Here is a 17,054-nt window from a genome sequence, read left to right as displayed (position 1 = left end):
CCTGAACCCCTCGCCCGGCAGCGCGCCGCCCGCGCACGAGCCGCCCGGCGCGCAGGTGACCCGAATCGCGCGGGCCACCCTTGGCCGCGGCGAGAAGGCCCGCCTGTGGAGCCTCGCCCTGGCACGCCTGATCCGGCGACAGGCGCTGATCGAGGCCTATGGCCTGCCCGGCTATGGGCTGACGCTGCGCAGCAAGGTGTCGGGCTTCGTGGCCGCGCCGCGCGACTTTCGCCCGGTGAACGATGCGATGGGGCGCTCCATCCTCGCGGGACGCTTCCAGCTTGCGGGCTCGGTGCTCGACATCCAGCCGCCCAACGATCCGTGGAACCGGCCGAGCCCCACGCGCAGCTTCGCCGTCAGCCTGCATCGCTTCGACTGGCTGGCTTCGGTCATGGCTTCGGGGGAGCGCGGTGCGCGCGAGGCCCTGCGCCTGACGCTGGGCTGGGAAGCGGTGTTCGGGCGCTGGACGCCGTTCGCGTGGGGGCCAGAGGTGCTGGCGCGGCGCGTGTTCAACCTGGCCTGTTCGGCGCGGCGCATGGCGGCCGTGGCCAGCGAGGATGACCGCGAGCGTCTTGCCCGCACCCTGTCGGCCCAGGCCCGCCAGCTTCTCAGGCCGCCGACCCATCGCGCCACGCGCGCTGTGGCGATCACGGCGGCGGTGGTGGCAGGCTGCGCTCTGGGCGGGCGCGCCGGTGAGCGCCTGATCGCGCGCGGCCTCAGAAAGCTCGGTCCGGCCCTTGACGACAGCGTCCTGCCCGATGGGGTGCACAGAAGCCGCAGCCCCGAGGCGGGCCTTGAGCTTCTGCTTGATCTTCTCACTCTCGAAGACGCCCTGCTCCAGCGGGACGTGCCCCTGCCCGCGTCCCTCAGCGCCGCCATGGACCGGCTGACCCTGGCGCTGCGGACCCTGACGCTGGCCGATGGATGCCTGGCGGCCTTTCAGGGCGGAGCGCGGCTGGATGCGGCCCATGTCGAGGCGGCCCGCGCCCATGACGAGGCCCCGCAGGCCTTTGCCGCCAGCCTGGCCGATGGCCGCTTCGAGCGGCTGGACGCGCCGTTGGTGCAGGTCATGGTCGATACCGGAGCGCCTGCGCGCGGCGTCTGGTCGGAGGGCGCCTGCGCCCAGCCGCTCGCCATAGAGGTGCTGTGCGGCCGCGACCGGCTCATCACCAACTCCGGCTGGACGCCCGCCGCGCCCGAGCGTCAGGCCCTGCGCCTGAGTGCGGGCGGCTCGACGCTGACGCTGGGCGAGCGCTCGCCCGGCGGGCCGCTGACAGGCCGGCTGGCGGGCATTCTTGGCCCGCGCCTCGACGGACCGGCCGTGAGCGTCGAGGTGGAGCGGCGCGAGAGCGAGGGTGCGGTCCTGCTGGAAGCCAGCCACGACGGCTGGGTGGCCGGGTTCGGACTGTTGCACCAGAGGCGGCTCTATCTCGATCAGAAGCTGGACGAACTGCGCGCCGAGGACCGCCTGCGCCCGCGCGAGGGTGCCCGGCGCGATGGCGGCCCGCTGGCCTATCCCTATGCGCTGCGCTTTCACCTTGAGCCCGGCGTGCAGGCCTCGGTCGCGCGCGACCGCCAGAGCATCCTTCTGCGCGGTCACAGCGGGCGGGGCTGGTGGTTCCGCTCGGACGGGCCGGACATTGCCATCGAGCCCTCGGTTCATGTGGTCTCGGGCCTGACGCGCCGCGCCCTTCAGATCGTGGTGCGCGGCACCGCACGGGCCGATGGCGAGACGCGCATCCGCTGGAAGCTCAGTCCCGCAGGCGCTTCCGAATCGGGCTGACCGGGCGGGCGGATGCTGCTAGAGCCGGGCCATGCCAGCCGCTCCCGATTTTGCCCCGCCGCCCGACCAGCATCCCGTTCGCCGGGCGCTGATTTCCCTGTCCGACAAGTCCGCCCTCGAGACGACCGCGCGCCGTCTCGCGGCTCTGGGCGTCGAGCTGGTCTCGACCGGCGGCACGCGCGCGGCCATCGCGGCGCTGGGCATTGATGTGCGCGACGTGGCCGATCTGACGGGCTATCCCGAGATGATGGACGGGCGGGTCAAGACCCTGCATCCGGCGGTGCACGGTGGTCTTCTGGCGGTGCGCAATGCCGAGAGCCACCTGTCGGCCATGCAGGCCCACGACATCCTCCCGATCGATCTGGTCTACATCGACCTCTACCCCTTCGAGGCCACCGTGGCCTCGGGCGCGGGCGCGGACACGGTGATCGAGAACATCGACATCGGCGGCCCGGCCATGATCCGCTCGGCAGCCAAGAACCATGGCTTTGTCTGCGTGTGCGTCGATCACGCCTCCATGGCCGAGGTGCTGGCGGCACTCGAGGACAGCGGCAGCACGGATCTGGCCCTGCGCCGCCGCCTGGCTGCGCGTGCTTTTGCCCGGACCGCATCCTATGACGCCGCCGTGGCCGGGTGGTTTGCCGAGGAGGCAGGCGTGGCGACGCCCGAGCGCAAGGTGATCGCGGGCCACTCGGGCGTTGCCCTGCGCTATGGCGAGAACCCGCACCAGAGTGCCGCCTTCTATCGCATGGAGCCCGCGCGCCCCGGCATCGCCACGGCGGTGCAGGTGCAGGGCAAGGCGCTGGGCTACAACAACATCGCCGATGCCGATGCGGCGCTGGAGCTGGTGGCCGAGTTCGGCGCGCCCGCCTGTGCGATCATCAAGCACGCCAATCCCTGCGGCGTAGCCATGGCCCAGACCATTGAGGAGGCCTATGCCCGCGCCCTGCAATGCGACAGCGTGTCGGCCTTCGGCGGCGTGGTCGCCCTGAACCGGCCCATCGGCGCGCGCGAGGCCCGCCAGATCACGGACATCTTCACCGAGGTGGTCATCGCCCCCGGCGCCGACGACGAGGCGCGCGCCATTTTCGCGGCCAAGCCCAACCTGCGCCTGCTGCTGATCGAGGCCATGCCAGACCCGGCCGGCAAGGCCGAGGTGTTCCGCTCGGTCTCGGGCGGATTTCTGGTCCAGTCGCGCGACCTGACCCGCCTGTCGCCCGATGACCTGCGCATCGTCACCCGGCGCGAGCCCACCGATGATCAGGTGCGCGACATGATGTTCGCCTACACCATCGCCAAGCACGTCAAGTCCAATGCCATCGTCTATGCGAAGGACGGCCAGAGCGTCGGCATCGGCGCAGGCCAGATGAACCGGCGCGATTCGGCGCGCATCGCGGCCATCCGCGCGCGTGAGGCGGCCGAGGCAGCGGGCCTGCCCGAGCCGCTGACGGTGGGCTCGGCCTGCGCATCCGAAGCCTTCTTTCCCTTTGCTGACGGGCTGATCGAGGCGGCTTCGGCCGGGGCCACGGCGATCATCCAGCCCGGCGGCTCGATCCGCGACGAGGAAGTGATCGCGGCGGCCGACGAGCGCGGGCTGGTCATGGCGTTCACCGGCCAGCGCGTGTTCCGTCACTGATGGAAAGCCTCGATCAGCGCTGGGAGCGTCTGTCGCCCCATGTCGCCGAATACGGGCCGGATGACGGGCCAGATGACGTGCCAGATAATGGGGAGCCGCGCCCGGCGGTGCTGCTGTTCCATGGCTGCGGGGGCCTGCGCGCGCACCTCGATGCCTATGCCCGCGCTGCGGTCGAACAGGGCTGGCGCGCGTTCGTCATTGATTCCTATGCGCCTCGTGGCTGGTCGCGCAGCTTTGCGCTGAGCTTCGTGTGCACGGGGGTGTTCCTGAGAGGCAGCGAGCGCGCGGGCGATGTGCTGGCGGCCCTGCACGGCATCAGCGCGCGCGCGGATGTCCGTTCGGACCAGATCGCCCTGGCGGGCTGGAGCCACGGCGGCTGGTCGATCATGGAGCTGATGTCTGCCGAGCTGTCGCGCCCGTCCAACGTCGGACTGCGCGAGGCCGACGAGACCCTGCTGGACAGGGTGCGCGGCGTCTTTCTCGCCTACGCCTATCTGGGGCCGGGCGCGCACGCCGGTCGGCGCTGGAGCCGCTGTCCGAAGGTGATGGCCCTCCTGCCGGAGCACGACCACCTCACCACGCCGCGCCACACCCGCGCGGTGTTCGACAGGATCACCGGATGCGGTGTCGAGGTGGAGCAGGTGGCCCTCGCGGCCACTCACGCCTTCGACGAGCCCGAGGCCACCTTGCCCATGCGTCACGACCCGGTGTTGATGGCCGAGGCCATCGGCCATTTCCGCCGCTTTCTTGGCGGGCTGTGAAGCCCGCCGTCGTCAGTTGGCGCGCAGCACGTAGCGCTTGATGGCAAAGAATATCGCGATCACCACCAGATAGCCCAGCAGCAGGGCCACAAAGGTCTGCCAGAAGGCCAGCGACAGCACGTCGGGCAGGCTGAGGCTGCCGCCATTGATCAGCGGCATCAGCGTCTGGATCAGGAGATGCACCAGGGTGGCACCCGCCGCGACGGCCACGAGGCGGTTCCAGCTTTTCATCAGTATGGCTGCGATCAGGGCGATCACCAGCCCCATGATCTGGTTGACGGTATCAAAGCCGCCGCGCGCAAGCTCGAGCACGCCTTCGAAGAAGGCGACGATCTGGTCGATCATGAGAACTCCCCTCTCAATGTTTCCCCGCGCACAGGGTTAACAGACGCGCCCGCGCTTGTCTTGTCCGGGGTGAAGGCCGGATCAGCGGCCCGTGGAGCCGAAGCCGCCGCTGCCGCGTGCCGTCTCGTCGAGGCGCTCGGCGATGACCAGACTGGCGCGCTCGAAGCGGGCGATCACCATCTGTGCGATCCGCTCTCCGCGCGTGACGGTGAAGGGTTCCTGGCCGTGATTGATCAGGATCACCCCGACCTCGCCGCGATAGTCGGCATCGATGGTGCCGGGGCTGTTGAGGCAGGTGACACCGGCCTTGAGCGCCAGACCTGAGCGCGGGCGCACCTGGGCCTCGAAGCCTTCGGGCAAAGCCATTCTCAGGCCGGTGGGGATGAGGGCGCGCTGACCGGGCAGCAGGGTCACGGGGGCACCTTCGGGCACGGCGGCGCACAGGTCGAGCCCTGCGGCCTGATCGCTCTGGTAGGCCGGCAGGCTTAGGCCCTCGAAGTGGGGCAGGGGCACAAGGCGGACGGTGGCGCTCATGTCGGGCCTTCGGGGCGCTCAGCCCCCGTTGAGATGATCACGGATGCGGCGGGCAAGGCGCCGGGCGACCTCGACCTTGCTGGATGCGCCCCAGTCCTCGCACGATTCTGGCCCCACGAGAGAGACATGGGTGTCCTCGGCGCCGAACACCTTTCCGCCCGAGACATCGTTGGCCAAGATCCAGTCGCAGCCCTTGCGCGCCAGCTTGATGCGGGCGTTGTCGAGCACAGCCTCGGTTTCGGCGGCAAAGCCTATGACCAGTGCCGGGCGCTGCGACCCCGGTGCCGCTAGGCTGGCCAGTATGTCGGGCGTCTGGGCCAGAGCCAGCTGTGGCGCGCTCTCGCCCTTCTTGATCTTGTGCGCGGCAGGCTCTGCGGCACGCCAGTCCGAGACGGCGGCGGTGAGCACGGCCACATCGACGGGCAGGGCAGAGCGGCACGCTTGCAGCATCTGCTCGGCGCTCTCGACCATCACGCGATCAACACGCGCGGGCGCTTCGAGGCTGACAGGCCCGGACACCAGCGTCACCTCGGCACCCAGATCGCGCAGGGCCTCGGCGATGGCATAGCCCTGGCGTCCGCTGGAGCGGTTGGTCAGGCCCCGCACCGGGTCCAGCGCCTCGAAGGTCGGGCCTGCCGTGACCAGCGCCCTGCGACCCGCAAGCGGCTGCTGGCCCGGCGCAATCAGGGCATGGATGGCCGCAAGGATCGCCTCGGGCTCGCTCATGCGTCCCGGCCCGGTCTCGCCGCAGGCCATCTCGCCCACGTCAGGGCCGACCAGATGCACACCCTGATCGCGCAGCCAGGCCACATTGCGCTGCACCGCCGGATGCTCCCACATCCGCACGTTCATGGCCGGGGCCAGCAGCACCGGCTTGTCCGTGGCCAGCAGGGCCGTGGAGGCCAGATCGTCGGCCAGACCTGAGGCCATCTTGGCGATCAGTCCCGCCGTGGCGGGCGCGACCACGACCAGATCGGCCCAGCGCGACAGCTCGATGTGGCCCATGCTCACCTCGTCATCGGCTGAGAACAGGCTTTCATGCACGCGGTTGCCGCTGAGGGCCGCAAGGCTCATGGGCGTGACGAACTCGGCGCCTGCGCGCGTCAGCACGGTGCGGGTCTCGCCCCCGGCCCTGGAGATCAGGCGCACCAGCTCCAGCGACTTGTAGGCCGCTATGCCCCCGCCGATGATCAGCAGTATGCGAAAGGATGCGTTCACGCTCTTGGTTCCGGTCCCGGGCAGCGGTGCCCGCCTCTGCGCAGGGGCTTAGCGGCTTGAAGGGGCGGCGTCGAGGGTGTGGAAAATGGAACATTGCGCGAACGTGCAGCCTGCGCTAGCGTCGCCCCGCTTCACATGGGGAGGTTGAGCATGATGAGGGTGTTGAAGATCGCGGCGACGGCGTCGCTGCTGGGGGTGTCTGTGATGGTGGTGGGCCTGCTGGCCGGTTGCGACAACGGGCCATCAGCGGTCGACACGCGCGAGCGGGCCGAGGCTGCGGCCGATCGTTCGAGCGCGGTGGCCGAGGTAACGAGCGCGGAGCTGGTCGCGGCTCCGGCAGAGATGCCTGCGGCGACGCGGGCGCGCTGGACCTCGAACCGGCGCTATTCGGCCGAGGAGAACATCCAGCGCCTGTTCGAGCGCAACGGCCAGGCTTTTGGCGTGTCGAGTGCGGATGACTATGTGGCTGCGGCCCATCGATTCATCGCCCGCCCGCCCGCCGGCACCGAGACCCTGCGCCGCGCCAATGGCGACACGCTCTATTACCACGCGGGCACCAACACCTTCCTGGTCGCCAATGCCGACGGGGTGCCGCGCACCATGTTCAAGCCCGACGACGGGCCGGGCTACTGGCAGCGCCAGCGCGACAATCCGCAAGGCGGCAGCCGTCGCGGCGGCGAGGGCTGATCGTGCAGGGCGAGGGGGCTCAGGCCTCCTCGTCGGTGCCCACGCCCATCATGTGGAAGCCCGCGTCGACGTGGATCACCTCGCCGGTGGTCGAGTGGCCGAGGTCCGACAGCAGCCACAGGGCACAGCCGGCCACCCCTTCCATGCGGGTGTCCTCCTTCATGGCGGACATGGCGCGGCCCTGGGCCAGCATGCCCCGCCCGCCCGAGATGCCCGCCAGTGACAAGGTGCGCATGGCCCCTGCCGAGATCGCATTGACGCGGATGCCCTTGGGCCCGAGGTCGCGGGCGATGTAGCGGGTCGCTGCCTCCAGCGCAGCCTTGGCCACACCCATGGTGTTGTAGTTCGGAATGGCGCGTTCCGAGCCCAGATAGGTCATGGTGATCATGGAGCCGCCATCGGGCATCAGGCGCGCGGCACGCCGGGCCACGTCCACGAAGCTGAAGGCCGAGATGTTCATGGCCAGCAGGAAGCTGTCGCGGCTGGTGTTCTCGACGAAGGAGCCCTTAAGCTCGTCCTTGTTGGCGAAGGCGACCGAGTGGACCACGAAGTCCAGCGTGCCGAAGGTCTTTTCGATCTCGGCGAAGGCGGCGTCCATGCTGGCATCGTCGGTGACGTCCGCCGGAACGATCAGCTTAGCCCCCACGCTTTCGGCCAGCGGGCGCACGCGCCGCTCCAGACCCTCGCCCAGATAGGTGAAGGCCAGTTCCGCGCCCTGGGCGGCCAGCTGCACCGCAATGCCCCAGGCGATGGAGTTGGCGTTGGCGACGCCCAGAATCAGGCCCTTCTTGCCCTTCATCAGATCGCCCTTGGGCATATCCCAGACGCTTTCGGCGGCCATGTGCGCTCTCCTCGGATCGAAACAGGCAGGAGGGTTAGCAGGCCACGCCCGCGACCGGAAGCCTCAGGCTGCGCGCCGGGCGTTTTCCACGACCGCCTTGATCACCTCGGGCCATGTGGCGGGATGCAGCTCGTGGCCCACGCCATCCAGCACCAGCAGGCGCGCGCCGTCGATCTGATCGGCCAGGGCATGGGCGTGGGCGACAGGCGTGACCGGATCGGCCGCGCCGTGAACGATCAGGGTCGGCGCGGCTATGGCGCGCGCGCCGCCCGGATGGGTGGTGTCGTAGGCCGCATGGTTCAGCGCGCTGGCACGGTCGCGGGCGCGCCTGAACTCTGCCTCGGCGAGGGCCCGCTGGGCGTCCTCGTCAAAGCCGTGGCGCGGCCCGGCCATGCGCCGCTGGACCTCGACGTGAAAGTCGATCACGGCCGCCTCGTCGGACCAGTCGTGCGGAAAGGCGGACATGAGGAAATCCAGCAGGGCAGGGTCCATGCCGGGCAGATCGTCGCCCGCATCCAGAGGCCCTGCGCCCCAGATGGTCAGGCTGGCCACGCGCTGGGGCTCGGCAATGGCCGCGCCCTGGGCCAGATAGCCGCCCATAGAAAAGCCTACCAGATGCGCCCTGTCGATCTTCAGGCCGTCGAGCACCCTGAACACGTCGCCGATCAGGTCGTGAATGGTGTAAGTCGCCTGACCCTGCCCGTAGGTGGTCGAGCGGCCCACGTCGCGGTGGTCGTAGCGGATGACGTGAAACCCGCGCGCGGCCAGAGCCTCGCAGAAGGGGCGCGGCCACCACAGCATGGAGGCCTGGGCTCCCATGATCAGCAGCAGGCTCGGGTGGGTGGAATCGCCAAAGGTCTCTGCGCACAGCTCCAGCGCACCGTCTGCGACGATCCGCTCGGTCATGGCTCAGACCTTCGAGAAGATCAGACAGCCGTTGGTGCCGCCAAAGCCGAACGAGTTGGACATGGCCGTCTCGATCTCGCCGTCGTGGCGCGCGCGCAGGATCGGCAGGTCGGCGAAGTCGGGGTCTAGGGTCTCGATGTTGGCGCTTTCGCAGGCAAAGCCCTCGCGCATCATCAGCAGGCTGTAGATGGCCTCCTGTGCCCCTGCCGCGCCGAGCGAGTGGCCGGTCAGGGACTTGGTCGAGCTGATCATCGGGGCCTTGTCCGCCCCGAACACGCGGCGGATGGCGTCGGTCTCGCGCGCATCGCCCACGGGCGTGGAGGTGCCATGGGGGTTGAGATAGTCGATGCGCCGCCCGCCAGCCATGTCCAGCGCCAGCTTCATGCACCGCTCGGCCCCCTCGCCCGAAGGCGCGACCATGTCATGGCCGTCGGAGTTGGCACCATAGCCCACAAGCTCGGCGAGGATGTTGGCACCCCGTGCCTTGGCCCGCTCGTATTCCTCCAGCACCAGGATGCCCGCACCTCCCGCGATGACGAAGCCGTCGCGGTCCTTGTCATAGGCGCGGCTGGCCACGGCGGGGCGGTCGTTGAAGTTCGAGGACATGGCGCCCATGGCGTCGAACAGGTTGGACATGGACCATTCCAGATCCTCGCAGCCGCCCGCGAACATCACGTCCTGCCTGCCGAAAGCGATCTGTTCGGCCGCCGCGCCGATGCAGTGGGCCGAGGTCGCGCACGCCGAGCTGATCGAATAGTTGATGCCCCTGATCCTGAACCAGGTGGCCAGGGTGGCCGAAGGGCCTGACGCCATGGCCTTGGGCACCGCGAACGGCCCGATGCGCTTGGGGCCTTTTTCGCGGGTGATGGCTGCGGCCTCCACGATGGTGCGGGTGGACGGCCCGCCCTCGCCGACGATCAGGCCGGTGCGCTCATGGCTGATTTCGCTGTCCTCCAGGCCTGCATCGCGCGCAGCCTGTTCGAAAGCGATGTGCGCCCAGGCCGTGCCGGGGGCCAGAAAGCGGCTGGCGCGGCGGTCGACCAGCTCGGTCCAGTCGCCGATCTTCGGCGGGGCATGGACCTGACAGCGAAAGCCCAGCTCGGCGTACTCAGGTGCGGCCACCGTGCCCGAGCGCGCCTCCCGCAGCGAGCGGACAACCTCTTCGGCCCCATTGCCGATGGACGAGACAATCCCGATGCCCGTGACCACGACCCGCCGCATGTTCAAACCTCTCGTCCTTACGCTTTGCTCGTCCGGCCCGCAGGCCTCGGTGAAAGGGCGTGTCAGCTCTGCTCTTGCGCCGCTGCACCGCCGAACAGGCCCACGCGCATGTCCGTGGCGCTGTAGATAGGCACGCCGTCCGCCTCCAGCACCCCGTCGGCGATGCCCATGACGAGGCGGCGGTTGATGACGCGCTTCAGATGCACCTTGTAGACGACCTTCTTCACATCGGGCGTGACCTGCCCGGTGAAGCGCACCTCGCCCACGCCCAGCGCCCGCCCCCGGCCCGGCGCACCGGTCCAGCCGAGAAAGAAGCCCACCAATTGCCACATGGCATCGAGGCCCAGGCAGCCGGGCATGACCGGATCGTTGATGAAGTGGCAGCGGAAGAACCACAGGTCGGGGTGAATATCGAGTTCCGCCTCGACATAGCCGCGGCCATGGTCGCCGCCATCGGCGTTGATGGTGATGATGCGGTCGAACATCAGCATGGGCGGCGCGGGAAGCTGGGCATTGCCCGGCCCGAACAGCTCGCCGCGGCCCGAGGCCAGCAGACCTTCAAGATCAAAGGAGGAGGGGTAGACGGACATGATTTCGACACCGCAGGGGACCGCCCCACACGTCAGCGGAGCCGGAAGAAGGGTCCGGGTTATAGGAAAGGCGCGCGCGCCTCAACCGTGCTCTGGACGAGGCGCCTGTCAGCGACGCGCGGCCCCGCGCGCGGCCCCTGCGGGGGCGAGGGCATCGCAAAGCGGCGCACTGGCCGTGCCGAACAGGGCGCTCTCGCGCACCCAGCCGCGCAGGCGCCGGGCTCTCACGCGGCACCAGCCGTCCTCGCAGCGATCAAGCGACAAGGTGGCCCGCGGGGCCATGCGCGCACGCACGGGTGATGATTCGCTGCGCCGCGCGTGAACGCTGACCGGTGCGGCCTGGCGATTGAACACGGTGCGCTGGGACGAGACGGTGCTGCGGTGCAGCCAGACGAGATTGCCCTCGGGGTCGCAGACCTTGCGCCACTCCACCGTCTCGGCCACCACCTGAACGGGCAGGGAGGCGGCGCGATAGTCCCACAGCGCCTGATATTCGCGCCCGGGGCCTGAGCGCGCCCGCACGGGCTCGGACTTGATCGACAGCCAGCGCGGCACCTCGAGTCCCGTGGGCGTGGGGCGCCCGTCCGGGGTGGTGTTGGAGGCGGCCAGCATCAGGCCCGCGCAGGCGAGCGCCAGCGCCCGCGAGGCGCGCATCCTTTTGACCCGGGCCATGGCCCTGCTAAACAGCTCATCGCCCTTCACGACGAATCCCGCATCCGCTTCACTTCGACCGGCAGGCCCAATGTCCTCGCGCAAGCTAAAGGTGGTGTTAACCAGGCGCCTGCCGGACGCGATCGAGACGCGCCTGCGCGAGCTTTTCGACACCGAGCTGAATCTCGACGACGCACCCATGAGCCGCGAGGCGCTGGTGCGCGCCATGCAGCAGGCCGATGTGCTGGTGCCGACCATTACCGACGACCTGTCTGCCGGGGTGATCGCACAGGCGGGCGAGGGGCTGCGGCTGATCGCCAATTTCGGGGCCGGGGTCGATCACATCGACCTGGCGGCCGCGAGCGCGCGCAACATCATCGTCACCAACACGCCCGGCGTGCTGACCGAGGACACCGCCGACATGGCCATGGCCCTGCTGCTGGCCGTCTCGCGCCGTCTGCTGGAGGGGGCCGAGGTCATGGCCGAGGGCCGCTTCGAGGGCTGGACCCCCACATGGATGTGCGGGCGCGGCCTGTGGGGCAAGCGGCTGGGCATCATCGGCATGGGCCGCATCGGTCAGGCCCTGGCGCGGCGCGCGCGCGCGTTCGGCATGCAGGTGCACTATCACAACCGCAAGCCCGTCAGCCCGCTGATCGAGGACGAGCTGTCGGCGACCTACTGGGACGACATCGACCAGATGCTGCCGCGCATGGACGTGGTGTCGCTGAACTGCCCGCACACGCCCGCCACCCATCACCTGATGTCGCGCGAGCGGCTGGAGCGCATGGCGCCGCACGCCTATCTGATCAATACCGCGCGCGGCGAGATCATCGACGAGGCCGCGCTGGCCGAGGTGATGCAGGCGGGCGCGCTGGGCGGCGTCGGCCTCGATGTGTTCGAGCATGAGCCCAGGGTCCATCCGGGCCTGATCGGCCAGCGCAACGTGGTGCTGATGCCCCATCTGGGCTCTGCCACCGTCGAGACGCGCCATGCCATGGGCGAGCGGGTGATCCTGAACATCCAGACCCTGCACAACGGCCACCGCCCGCCCGACCGGGTCGTGGCCGCCATGCTCTAGGGCCAGCGCGAGACCACGGCCTCAGCGCCGGACGGGGCAGCCTTCCGAGTCCACCTGCTGGCCGGCGCTGTTGTAGTTCACGGCGACAACCTCATTTCCAGACCAGGACCACTCGGTGCGCTCGTAAGGGCCGCAGTCGCGCATTCCAGCCGGTCCCGGCAACACGAGCACATGCCGCTCGCCACGTCGCTGGATGTGTTCGGGAGCGATCCACCCGGCAAAACCATCGACCAGTGTCCAGCTGCCATCGGACGTCGAGACAAGAAACTTGTTCTCAGGTCCGGCATTGCCGATAGGGCCGGGCGTCTCACCCGCCATCAGACACAGCTCTCCGGCCATGATGATGTAGTCCGCGCGGCTGTCGCCATTAAAATCTAGCGCCGTGACCCGTGCGAACATCTCGGCTTCATCCCCCTGATAATAGCGCGCGCCATAGGCGCCGCATCGCTCGCGCATGGTCGTGCGGAACACTGAGCGCGCGCGCTCGGGCAGGGAGACTTCCCCCACCTCGACCATGCCCCCGCCGACGCCGGCCTGAGCGCTTTCGACCTGAGTGCCTGCCGACGCTTCATCGACGGTGCCGGATGCGCCAGTCGCGTTGCTTTCGGTCCCTGATGCGCCCTCGTTGCCCTGAGCCTCGCACGCACCGAGTGAAGCCATGAGCATGAGCGCCGCGCACAGCGAGCGGCGCATCGAGAAGATGGCAGGCGTGTTCGCACAGTCGGTTGTCGCGGGACTTTTCATGGGTGTCTTCCTCTGCCTGTTCCCTGCCGATTGCGGAGGTGGTGTCGGACAGGTCCCATGATGCACGGCTCGCGTCCTGAAGATGCCATGGCGCAGGGCTGAAGCTTTTCAAAAGCCGCACCTTTACGACCCGTCAGGGTTGAGCTAGCCTTTTCAAGGTTGGGAGTGGGTGATCGCGGCGCATCCGGGCGAGGCTTCGTCCGCACGAGGTCAGAGGGGCTCCCGGCGCGTTCGGTATTGCAAGTTTGGGGGGATTTCCGTGATTTATCTGAAGGCCGCTGGCCAGCGCCGCGGCGCGTCCGTGCATGAAGTCGACCCTGCGCCCACGCGCCGTGCCATTCTGGCGGCAACGCTGGGCCTTGGTGCTCTCACCCTGAACGTGCCCGAGGCCCTTGCCGGGTCGGCCATCGACGAGATCACCCCGCACCCTGTCCGCGATTACTATTTTGGCTCGCCCATGTTCGGTGTGGCCATGTCCCCCTCGGGCAACAGGCTGGCCGTTGTCAGAAACATCGGCACGTCTCCCGCACGCGACATCGTTCTGGATGTGGGATCGAGCATCGATCTGGATCAGCCGCGCCTGCGCCACGCGATCGGCAATTTCGAGGTGCGCGGCGTGCGCTGGGCCAACGAGGACCGGGTGCTGCTCACGCTCCTGATCCCGGCCGATGTCGTCGTGCGCCGCAGCAACGGCAGTCAGGAAACCATCCAGACGACAGCCGTGCGCATCGTCTCCATCGATGCCAATGACGGGTCCGCCGTGGCCCTGTTGCAGGGCGGCGAGCGCCGTCCGCGCATCTCGCAGATCAATCTGGGCCGGGTTGTCGACACCCTGCCCGACGATCCCGACCACATCCTGATGGCGGTGCGTGATCTCGGCTATGCCCTGAACCTGCACAGGGTGAACGTCTACACCGGTCAGTCCGAAGAGATCGAGCGCGGCCAGATGGTCACGCTGGACTGGATGACCCTGAACGGACAGGCGGTGGTGCGGCAGGACCAGAACATGGCCGGCTCCCTGATCCGCACCTTTGTCCGCTCGGGTCCGCGCGGGCGCTGGCAAAGGGCATGGCAGCACCGCGTCAGGCAGGCCCATGACTTCATCTGGACGGGCGTCATGGTGCGTCCGGGGGTGGCGCTGGTGCTGGCGCGCCGTGAGAATGAAGACTTCATGAGCGCGCGCGAGCTTGACCTGGAAACGATCCAGTTCGGTCCGCCGATCATGAGCCGGGAGGACATGGAGGCTCAGCACTACCTGCTGGATGAGCGCAAGCGGCTGATGGGCGTGGCCTATTTCAACCCGCGGCTGGAGTACGACTTCGTATCACCCGCCATCGCTCCACATCACCGCGCCATGAACGCGTTCTTCGGCAACGAATGCAACGTCTACATGCGCCAGGCCAATCCCGAACAGACCCGGTTCATCGTCTCGGTCGAGGGGCCAAGAGAACCCGGTTCCTGGTACATCTATGACGCCGAGCAGCGCCATTTCGAGTACATCGGGTCGCGCACTTTGCTGGAAGGCAACAGGCTCGCTCCACAGGAGAGCATTCGTGCTCCCACGCGTGACGGCGCCAGCATCGAGGCGTTCCTGACGCGACCGGCATCGGGCGCGCCCGGCCCCATCATCGCCCTTGTGCACGGCGGGCCGGATGCGCGGGACTATTTCGGATGGAACACCCAGGCGCAGGTGCTGGCCGCGCAGGGCTGGTGGGTCATCCAGCCCAATTTCCGTGGATCTTCCGGCTATGGCCGCGCCTTCAACGAGGCGGGCTGGAGGCGCTGGGGCACGCGCATGCAGGAGGATGTGGAAGACACGCTCGCCCATGCCATCGAAACCTATGGGCTCGATCGCGAGCGCGTCGGGATCATGGGCGCGAGCTATGGCGGCTATGCGGCCCTGATGGGCGCGGTGCGAAGACCCGATCTGTACAAGGCCGCCATCTCGATCTGCGGCGACAGTGACCTGATCGACCTGCTCGCTTCCGAGCGCCGTGATGACGACACGACCGATCAGCTGATCTATCGTTTCTGGGTTGAGCGCATCGGCGACCCGCGCACCGACCGGGCCATGATCGAACAGGCGTCGCCGCGGCGAAGGGTCAGGGAAATCCAGTGCCCTGTCCTGCTGGTTCACGGTGTGGAGGACAAGGTCGTTCCGGTGGATCAGTCGCGACGGATGGAGCGCGCCATGCGCGACGCCGGAAAACGGGTCGAGCTGGTCGAGATCGAAGATCACGGCCACGGCGACTGGCCTGCTCACATCGAGCACGACCTTGTCGAGCGATACATTGCCCTGTTCCGCGAGGCGTTCGCCTGAAGCCGGGCCGCCGACCCTCGGCGTGATGCCTCAGGTCTGATGCCTCAGGCGTGATGCTCCAGGCATGATGCTTAGTCCAGGCGGCCCTGCGCGCAGGCGCGGCAGTGCGGATCGGCGCTCACGACCACGGTGCGGCTTGTGCCGGACAGCGCATCATGGATCAGCAGGCGCGCGCGCAGGGGCTCGCCCGCTCCGGTGATCAGCTTGATGGCTTCCAGCGCCGCCAGCGCCCCCATCATTCCCGCCAGGGCACCGATCACGCCTGCGCGCTCGCAGGTTTCGGCATCGGGGGGCACTTCGGGCATCAGACAGCGATAGCAGGGCTGGCCGGTGAACACGCCGATCTGGCCCTGCCAGGGGCCAAGCGCCGCGCTGACGAGGGTGCGGGCGCTGCGCACACAGGCGTCCGACACGATCAGGCGGGTGGCGAAATCATCGGTGCCGTCGATGACCAGGTCCGCCCCTTCCAGCAGGGCCTCCACATTTCCTTCGTCGAGACGCGAGGCGCGCCGGGCAATGCGGACATGCGGGTTGAGGGCCGACAGGCGCGCGGCGGCGCGCTCGACCTTGGGCGATCCGGCATCAGAGGTGTCGTAGATGACCTGGCGTTGCAGATTGCTGAGATCCACGGTGTCGGGGTCAATCAGGATCAGGCACCCCACGCCCGCTGCCGCCAGATAGAGCGCGGCGGGGGCACCGATGCCGCCCATGCCGACCAGGGCGACGGTGGCGCGCTTCAGGGCCTGCTGGCCTGGCCCGCCGACCTCTTTCAGCACCAGATGGCGGGCATAGCGGGCGACCTCATCGTCACTGAACACGGCGCGGCCTTTCGACGGGATGTGCCACCTTGGCAGACGCACGCTTGCGCTCTCCGGCTCGCAGCGCCACCTTGGGCCGATGAACAACCCCATCTCTCATCACGACGCAAGTTTTCCCGGCTGGCACGGGACCACCATCATCGCGGTGCGTCGCGGCACGCGCACGGTGATTGCCGGCGACGGGCAGGTCTCGCTGGGGCCGACGGTGGTCAAGGGCGCGGCGCGCAAGGTGCGTCGGCTGGCCGACGGGCGGGTGCTGGCGGGTTTTGCCGGAGCCACGGCCGATGCCTTCACCCTGATCGAGCGGCTGGAGGCCAAGCTGGAGCAGTATCCCGAGCAGCTCGCGCGCGCCTGTGTCGATCTGGCCAAGGACTGGCGCACCGATCGCTATCTGCGGCGTCTTGAGGCCATGCTTCTGGTGGCGGACCGCAGTTCGATCTTCACCGTCACGGGCGTGGGCGATGTGCTTGAGCCCGAGCACGGGGTCGCGGCGGTGGGCTCGGGCGGCAACTTCGCCCTGGCGGCGGCGCGGGCGCTGCTTGATCACACCGAGCTTGATGCCGAGGCCGTGGCGCGCAAGGCCATGGCGATTGCGGCGGACATCTGCGTCTATACCAACGGCAACCTGACGGTGGAGAGCCTCGACTAGCCGCCTGCTGCAAGGCCGGGTCCGAAGGCGGCCACGGCGGCGACTATGCCTGCAACCACCGCCACGCCCATCCCGGCGATGAAGGCCACGGCCATGCGCGCCTTGCGCTTGCGCAAGGTGCCTGCGCGCAGGGTGCGGATATAGACGTGAGGACGCTTCTCGAAGGCTTCCGAACCGACGATGTTGTGCTGGGACATGGACAGGTACGCTCCCCGGCGCTGTGTGCGGAACCATGTCCTTACAAACGAGGCGGTGGGGCCATAAGATGGCGA

18 protein-coding genes are annotated in these 17,054 nt (G+C 68.6%); 7 read left to right on the top strand and 11 right to left on the bottom strand.

Going from position 1 to position 17,054, the window contains the following annotated elements:
- Positions 1-55 precede the first annotated feature (55 nt).
- The 3 genes from ACK4E3_RS05335 to ACK4E3_RS05325 are packed head-to-tail and all read left to right on the top strand — an operon-like array spanning position 56 to position 4,180.
- Complete coding sequence (locus tag ACK4E3_RS05335) at positions 56-1,783, top strand: heparinase II/III family protein (RefSeq protein ID WP_409697401.1); 1,728 nt, start codon at positions 56-58, stop codon at positions 1,781-1,783.
- 31 nt (positions 1,784-1,814) lie between these two features.
- The gene (gene purH, locus ACK4E3_RS05330; RefSeq protein ID WP_409697398.1) at positions 1,815-3,419 is read left to right on the top strand and encodes a bifunctional phosphoribosylaminoimidazolecarboxamide formyltransferase/IMP cyclohydrolase; all 1,605 of its coding nucleotides are present in this window, start codon (positions 1,815-1,817) and stop codon (positions 3,417-3,419) included.
- Positions 3,419-4,180 carry a dienelactone hydrolase family protein gene (locus ACK4E3_RS05325; protein ID WP_409697395.1) on the top strand — a complete coding sequence of 254 codons (762 nt, stop codon included), beginning with the start codon at positions 3,419-3,421 and terminating at the stop codon, positions 4,178-4,180. The genes purH and ACK4E3_RS05325 overlap by 1 nt, the downstream gene beginning before the upstream one ends.
- A 12-nt stretch (positions 4,181-4,192) precedes the next feature.
- On the opposite strand, the gene ACK4E3_RS05320 is transcribed toward ACK4E3_RS05325, so the two are convergent.
- From ACK4E3_RS05320 to coaBC, 3 genes are all read right to left on the bottom strand, one after another.
- Complete coding sequence (locus tag ACK4E3_RS05320; RefSeq protein WP_409697392.1) at positions 4,193-4,525, bottom strand: hypothetical protein; 333 nt, start codon at positions 4,523-4,525, stop codon at positions 4,193-4,195.
- 81 nt (positions 4,526-4,606) lie between these two features.
- Positions 4,607-5,059: a dUTP diphosphatase gene (gene dut / locus ACK4E3_RS05315; protein WP_409697389.1), complete on the bottom strand. Its 453-nt coding sequence runs from the start codon at positions 5,057-5,059 to the stop codon at positions 4,607-4,609.
- An 18-nt stretch (positions 5,060-5,077) separates the two neighbouring features.
- Positions 5,078-6,277, bottom strand: a complete 1,200-nt coding sequence (coaBC, locus tag ACK4E3_RS05310; RefSeq protein ID WP_409697386.1) for a bifunctional phosphopantothenoylcysteine decarboxylase/phosphopantothenate--cysteine ligase CoaBC — start codon at positions 6,275-6,277, stop codon at positions 5,078-5,080.
- Between the two features lie 150 nt (positions 6,278-6,427).
- On the opposite strand from coaBC, the gene ACK4E3_RS05305 reads away from it, so the two are divergent.
- The gene (locus tag ACK4E3_RS05305) at positions 6,428-6,964 is read left to right on the top strand and encodes an S-type pyocin family protein (protein WP_409697383.1); all 537 of its coding nucleotides are present in this window, start codon (positions 6,428-6,430) and stop codon (positions 6,962-6,964) included.
- Between the two features lie 19 nt (positions 6,965-6,983).
- Here ACK4E3_RS05305 and ACK4E3_RS05300 read toward each other — a convergent pair whose 3' ends face one another.
- The 5 genes from ACK4E3_RS05300 to ACK4E3_RS05280 all read right to left on the bottom strand — a co-directional run bounded on the left by ACK4E3_RS05300 (position 6,984) and on the right by ACK4E3_RS05280 (position 11,194).
- The gene (locus tag ACK4E3_RS05300) at positions 6,984-7,781 is read right to left on the bottom strand and encodes an enoyl-ACP reductase (RefSeq protein ID WP_409701090.1); all 798 of its coding nucleotides are present in this window, start codon (positions 7,779-7,781) and stop codon (positions 6,984-6,986) included.
- Between the two features lie 87 nt (positions 7,782-7,868).
- Positions 7,869-8,711 (bottom strand): alpha/beta fold hydrolase, encoded by an 843-nt coding sequence (locus ACK4E3_RS05295; protein ID WP_409697380.1) that lies wholly within the window; start codon positions 8,709-8,711, stop codon positions 7,869-7,871.
- Positions 8,712-8,714: 3 nt separating this feature from the next.
- Positions 8,715-9,932, bottom strand: a complete 1,218-nt coding sequence (fabB, locus tag ACK4E3_RS05290; RefSeq protein ID WP_409697377.1) for a beta-ketoacyl-ACP synthase I — start codon at positions 9,930-9,932, stop codon at positions 8,715-8,717.
- Positions 9,933-9,994: 62 nt separating this feature from the next.
- Positions 9,995-10,522, bottom strand: a complete 528-nt coding sequence (fabA, locus tag ACK4E3_RS05285; RefSeq protein WP_409697374.1) for a 3-hydroxyacyl-[acyl-carrier-protein] dehydratase FabA — start codon at positions 10,520-10,522, stop codon at positions 9,995-9,997.
- 108 nt (positions 10,523-10,630) lie between these two features.
- Positions 10,631-11,194 (bottom strand): SH3 domain-containing protein, encoded by a 564-nt coding sequence (locus ACK4E3_RS05280; protein WP_409697371.1) that lies wholly within the window; start codon positions 11,192-11,194, stop codon positions 10,631-10,633.
- A 70-nt stretch (positions 11,195-11,264) separates the two neighbouring features.
- On the opposite strand from ACK4E3_RS05280, the gene ACK4E3_RS05275 reads away from it, so the two are divergent.
- The gene (locus tag ACK4E3_RS05275) at positions 11,265-12,251 is read left to right on the top strand and encodes a 2-hydroxyacid dehydrogenase (protein WP_409697368.1); all 987 of its coding nucleotides are present in this window, start codon (positions 11,265-11,267) and stop codon (positions 12,249-12,251) included.
- A 21-nt stretch (positions 12,252-12,272) separates the two neighbouring features.
- Here ACK4E3_RS05275 and ACK4E3_RS05270 read toward each other — a convergent pair whose 3' ends face one another.
- The gene (locus ACK4E3_RS05270; RefSeq protein WP_409697366.1) at positions 12,273-12,995 is read right to left on the bottom strand and encodes a hypothetical protein; all 723 of its coding nucleotides are present in this window, start codon (positions 12,993-12,995) and stop codon (positions 12,273-12,275) included.
- A gap of 259 nt (positions 12,996-13,254) precedes the next feature.
- On the opposite strand from ACK4E3_RS05270, the gene ACK4E3_RS05265 reads away from it, so the two are divergent.
- Complete coding sequence (locus tag ACK4E3_RS05265; RefSeq protein ID WP_409697363.1) at positions 13,255-15,315, top strand: alpha/beta hydrolase family protein; 2,061 nt, start codon at positions 13,255-13,257, stop codon at positions 15,313-15,315.
- Positions 15,316-15,386: 71 nt separating this feature from the next.
- On the opposite strand, the gene ACK4E3_RS05260 is transcribed toward ACK4E3_RS05265, so the two are convergent.
- Positions 15,387-16,133, bottom strand: coding sequence for a HesA/MoeB/ThiF family protein (locus tag ACK4E3_RS05260; protein ID WP_409697360.1), 747 nt, complete (start codon positions 16,131-16,133; stop codon positions 15,387-15,389).
- A gap of 79 nt (positions 16,134-16,212) precedes the next feature.
- Here ACK4E3_RS05260 and hslV point away from each other — a divergent pair, with 79 nt between their 5' ends.
- Positions 16,213-16,782, top strand: coding sequence for an ATP-dependent protease subunit HslV (gene hslV / locus ACK4E3_RS05255; protein WP_409697357.1), 570 nt, complete (start codon positions 16,213-16,215; stop codon positions 16,780-16,782).
- Here hslV and ACK4E3_RS05250 read toward each other — a convergent pair.
- Positions 16,779-16,979 carry a hypothetical protein gene (locus ACK4E3_RS05250; protein ID WP_409697354.1) on the bottom strand — a complete coding sequence of 67 codons (201 nt, stop codon included), beginning with the start codon at positions 16,977-16,979 and terminating at the stop codon, positions 16,779-16,781. The genes hslV and ACK4E3_RS05250 overlap by 4 nt on opposite strands.
- Positions 16,980-17,054 lie beyond the last annotated feature (75 nt).

Origin of the sequence: Brevundimonas sp., assembly GCF_046299595.1 — a bacterium.
Classification (GTDB): Bacteria; Pseudomonadota; Alphaproteobacteria; order Caulobacterales; family Caulobacteraceae; genus Brevundimonas.
The sequence above is the reverse complement of the archived record's forward strand: the minus strand, read 5'-3'. Positions and strand labels throughout refer to the sequence as shown.

What these genes read in the sequence shown, in the direction of transcription:
- ACK4E3_RS05300 (WP_409701090.1), bottom strand. Translation starts at nt 7,781, where the DNA reads ATGCCCAAGGGCGATCTGATGAAGGGCAAGAAGGGCCTGATTCTGGGC.
- fabA (WP_409697374.1), bottom strand. Translation starts at nt 10,522, where the DNA reads ATGTCCGTCTACCCCTCCTCCTTTGATCTTGAAGGTCTGCTGGCCTCG.
- ACK4E3_RS05270 (WP_409697366.1), bottom strand. Translation starts at nt 12,995, where the DNA reads ATGAAAAGTCCCGCGACAACCGACTGTGCGAACACGCCTGCCATCTTC.
- hslV (WP_409697357.1), top strand. Translation starts at nt 16,213, where the DNA reads ATGAACAACCCCATCTCTCATCACGACGCAAGTTTTCCCGGCTGGCAC.
- ACK4E3_RS05320 (WP_409697392.1), bottom strand. Translation starts at nt 4,525, where the DNA reads ATGATCGACCAGATCGTCGCCTTCTTCGAAGGCGTGCTCGAGCTTGCG.
- ACK4E3_RS05305 (WP_409697383.1), top strand. Translation starts at nt 6,428, where the DNA reads ATGATGAGGGTGTTGAAGATCGCGGCGACGGCGTCGCTGCTGGGGGTG.
- dut (WP_409697389.1), bottom strand. Translation starts at nt 5,059, where the DNA reads ATGAGCGCCACCGTCCGCCTTGTGCCCCTGCCCCACTTCGAGGGCCTA.
- ACK4E3_RS05280 (WP_409697371.1), bottom strand. Translation starts at nt 11,194, where the DNA reads ATGGCCCGGGTCAAAAGGATGCGCGCCTCGCGGGCGCTGGCGCTCGCC.
- ACK4E3_RS05295 (WP_409697380.1), bottom strand. Translation starts at nt 8,711, where the DNA reads ATGACCGAGCGGATCGTCGCAGACGGTGCGCTGGAGCTGTGCGCAGAG.
- ACK4E3_RS05275 (WP_409697368.1), top strand. Translation starts at nt 11,265, where the DNA reads ATGTCCTCGCGCAAGCTAAAGGTGGTGTTAACCAGGCGCCTGCCGGAC.
- fabB (WP_409697377.1), bottom strand. Translation starts at nt 9,932, where the DNA reads ATGCGGCGGGTCGTGGTCACGGGCATCGGGATTGTCTCGTCCATCGGC.
- ACK4E3_RS05325 (WP_409697395.1), top strand. Translation starts at nt 3,419, where the DNA reads ATGGAAAGCCTCGATCAGCGCTGGGAGCGTCTGTCGCCCCATGTCGCC.
- purH (WP_409697398.1), top strand. Translation starts at nt 1,815, where the DNA reads ATGCCAGCCGCTCCCGATTTTGCCCCGCCGCCCGACCAGCATCCCGTT.
- ACK4E3_RS05250 (WP_409697354.1), bottom strand. Translation starts at nt 16,979, where the DNA reads ATGTCCCAGCACAACATCGTCGGTTCGGAAGCCTTCGAGAAGCGTCCT.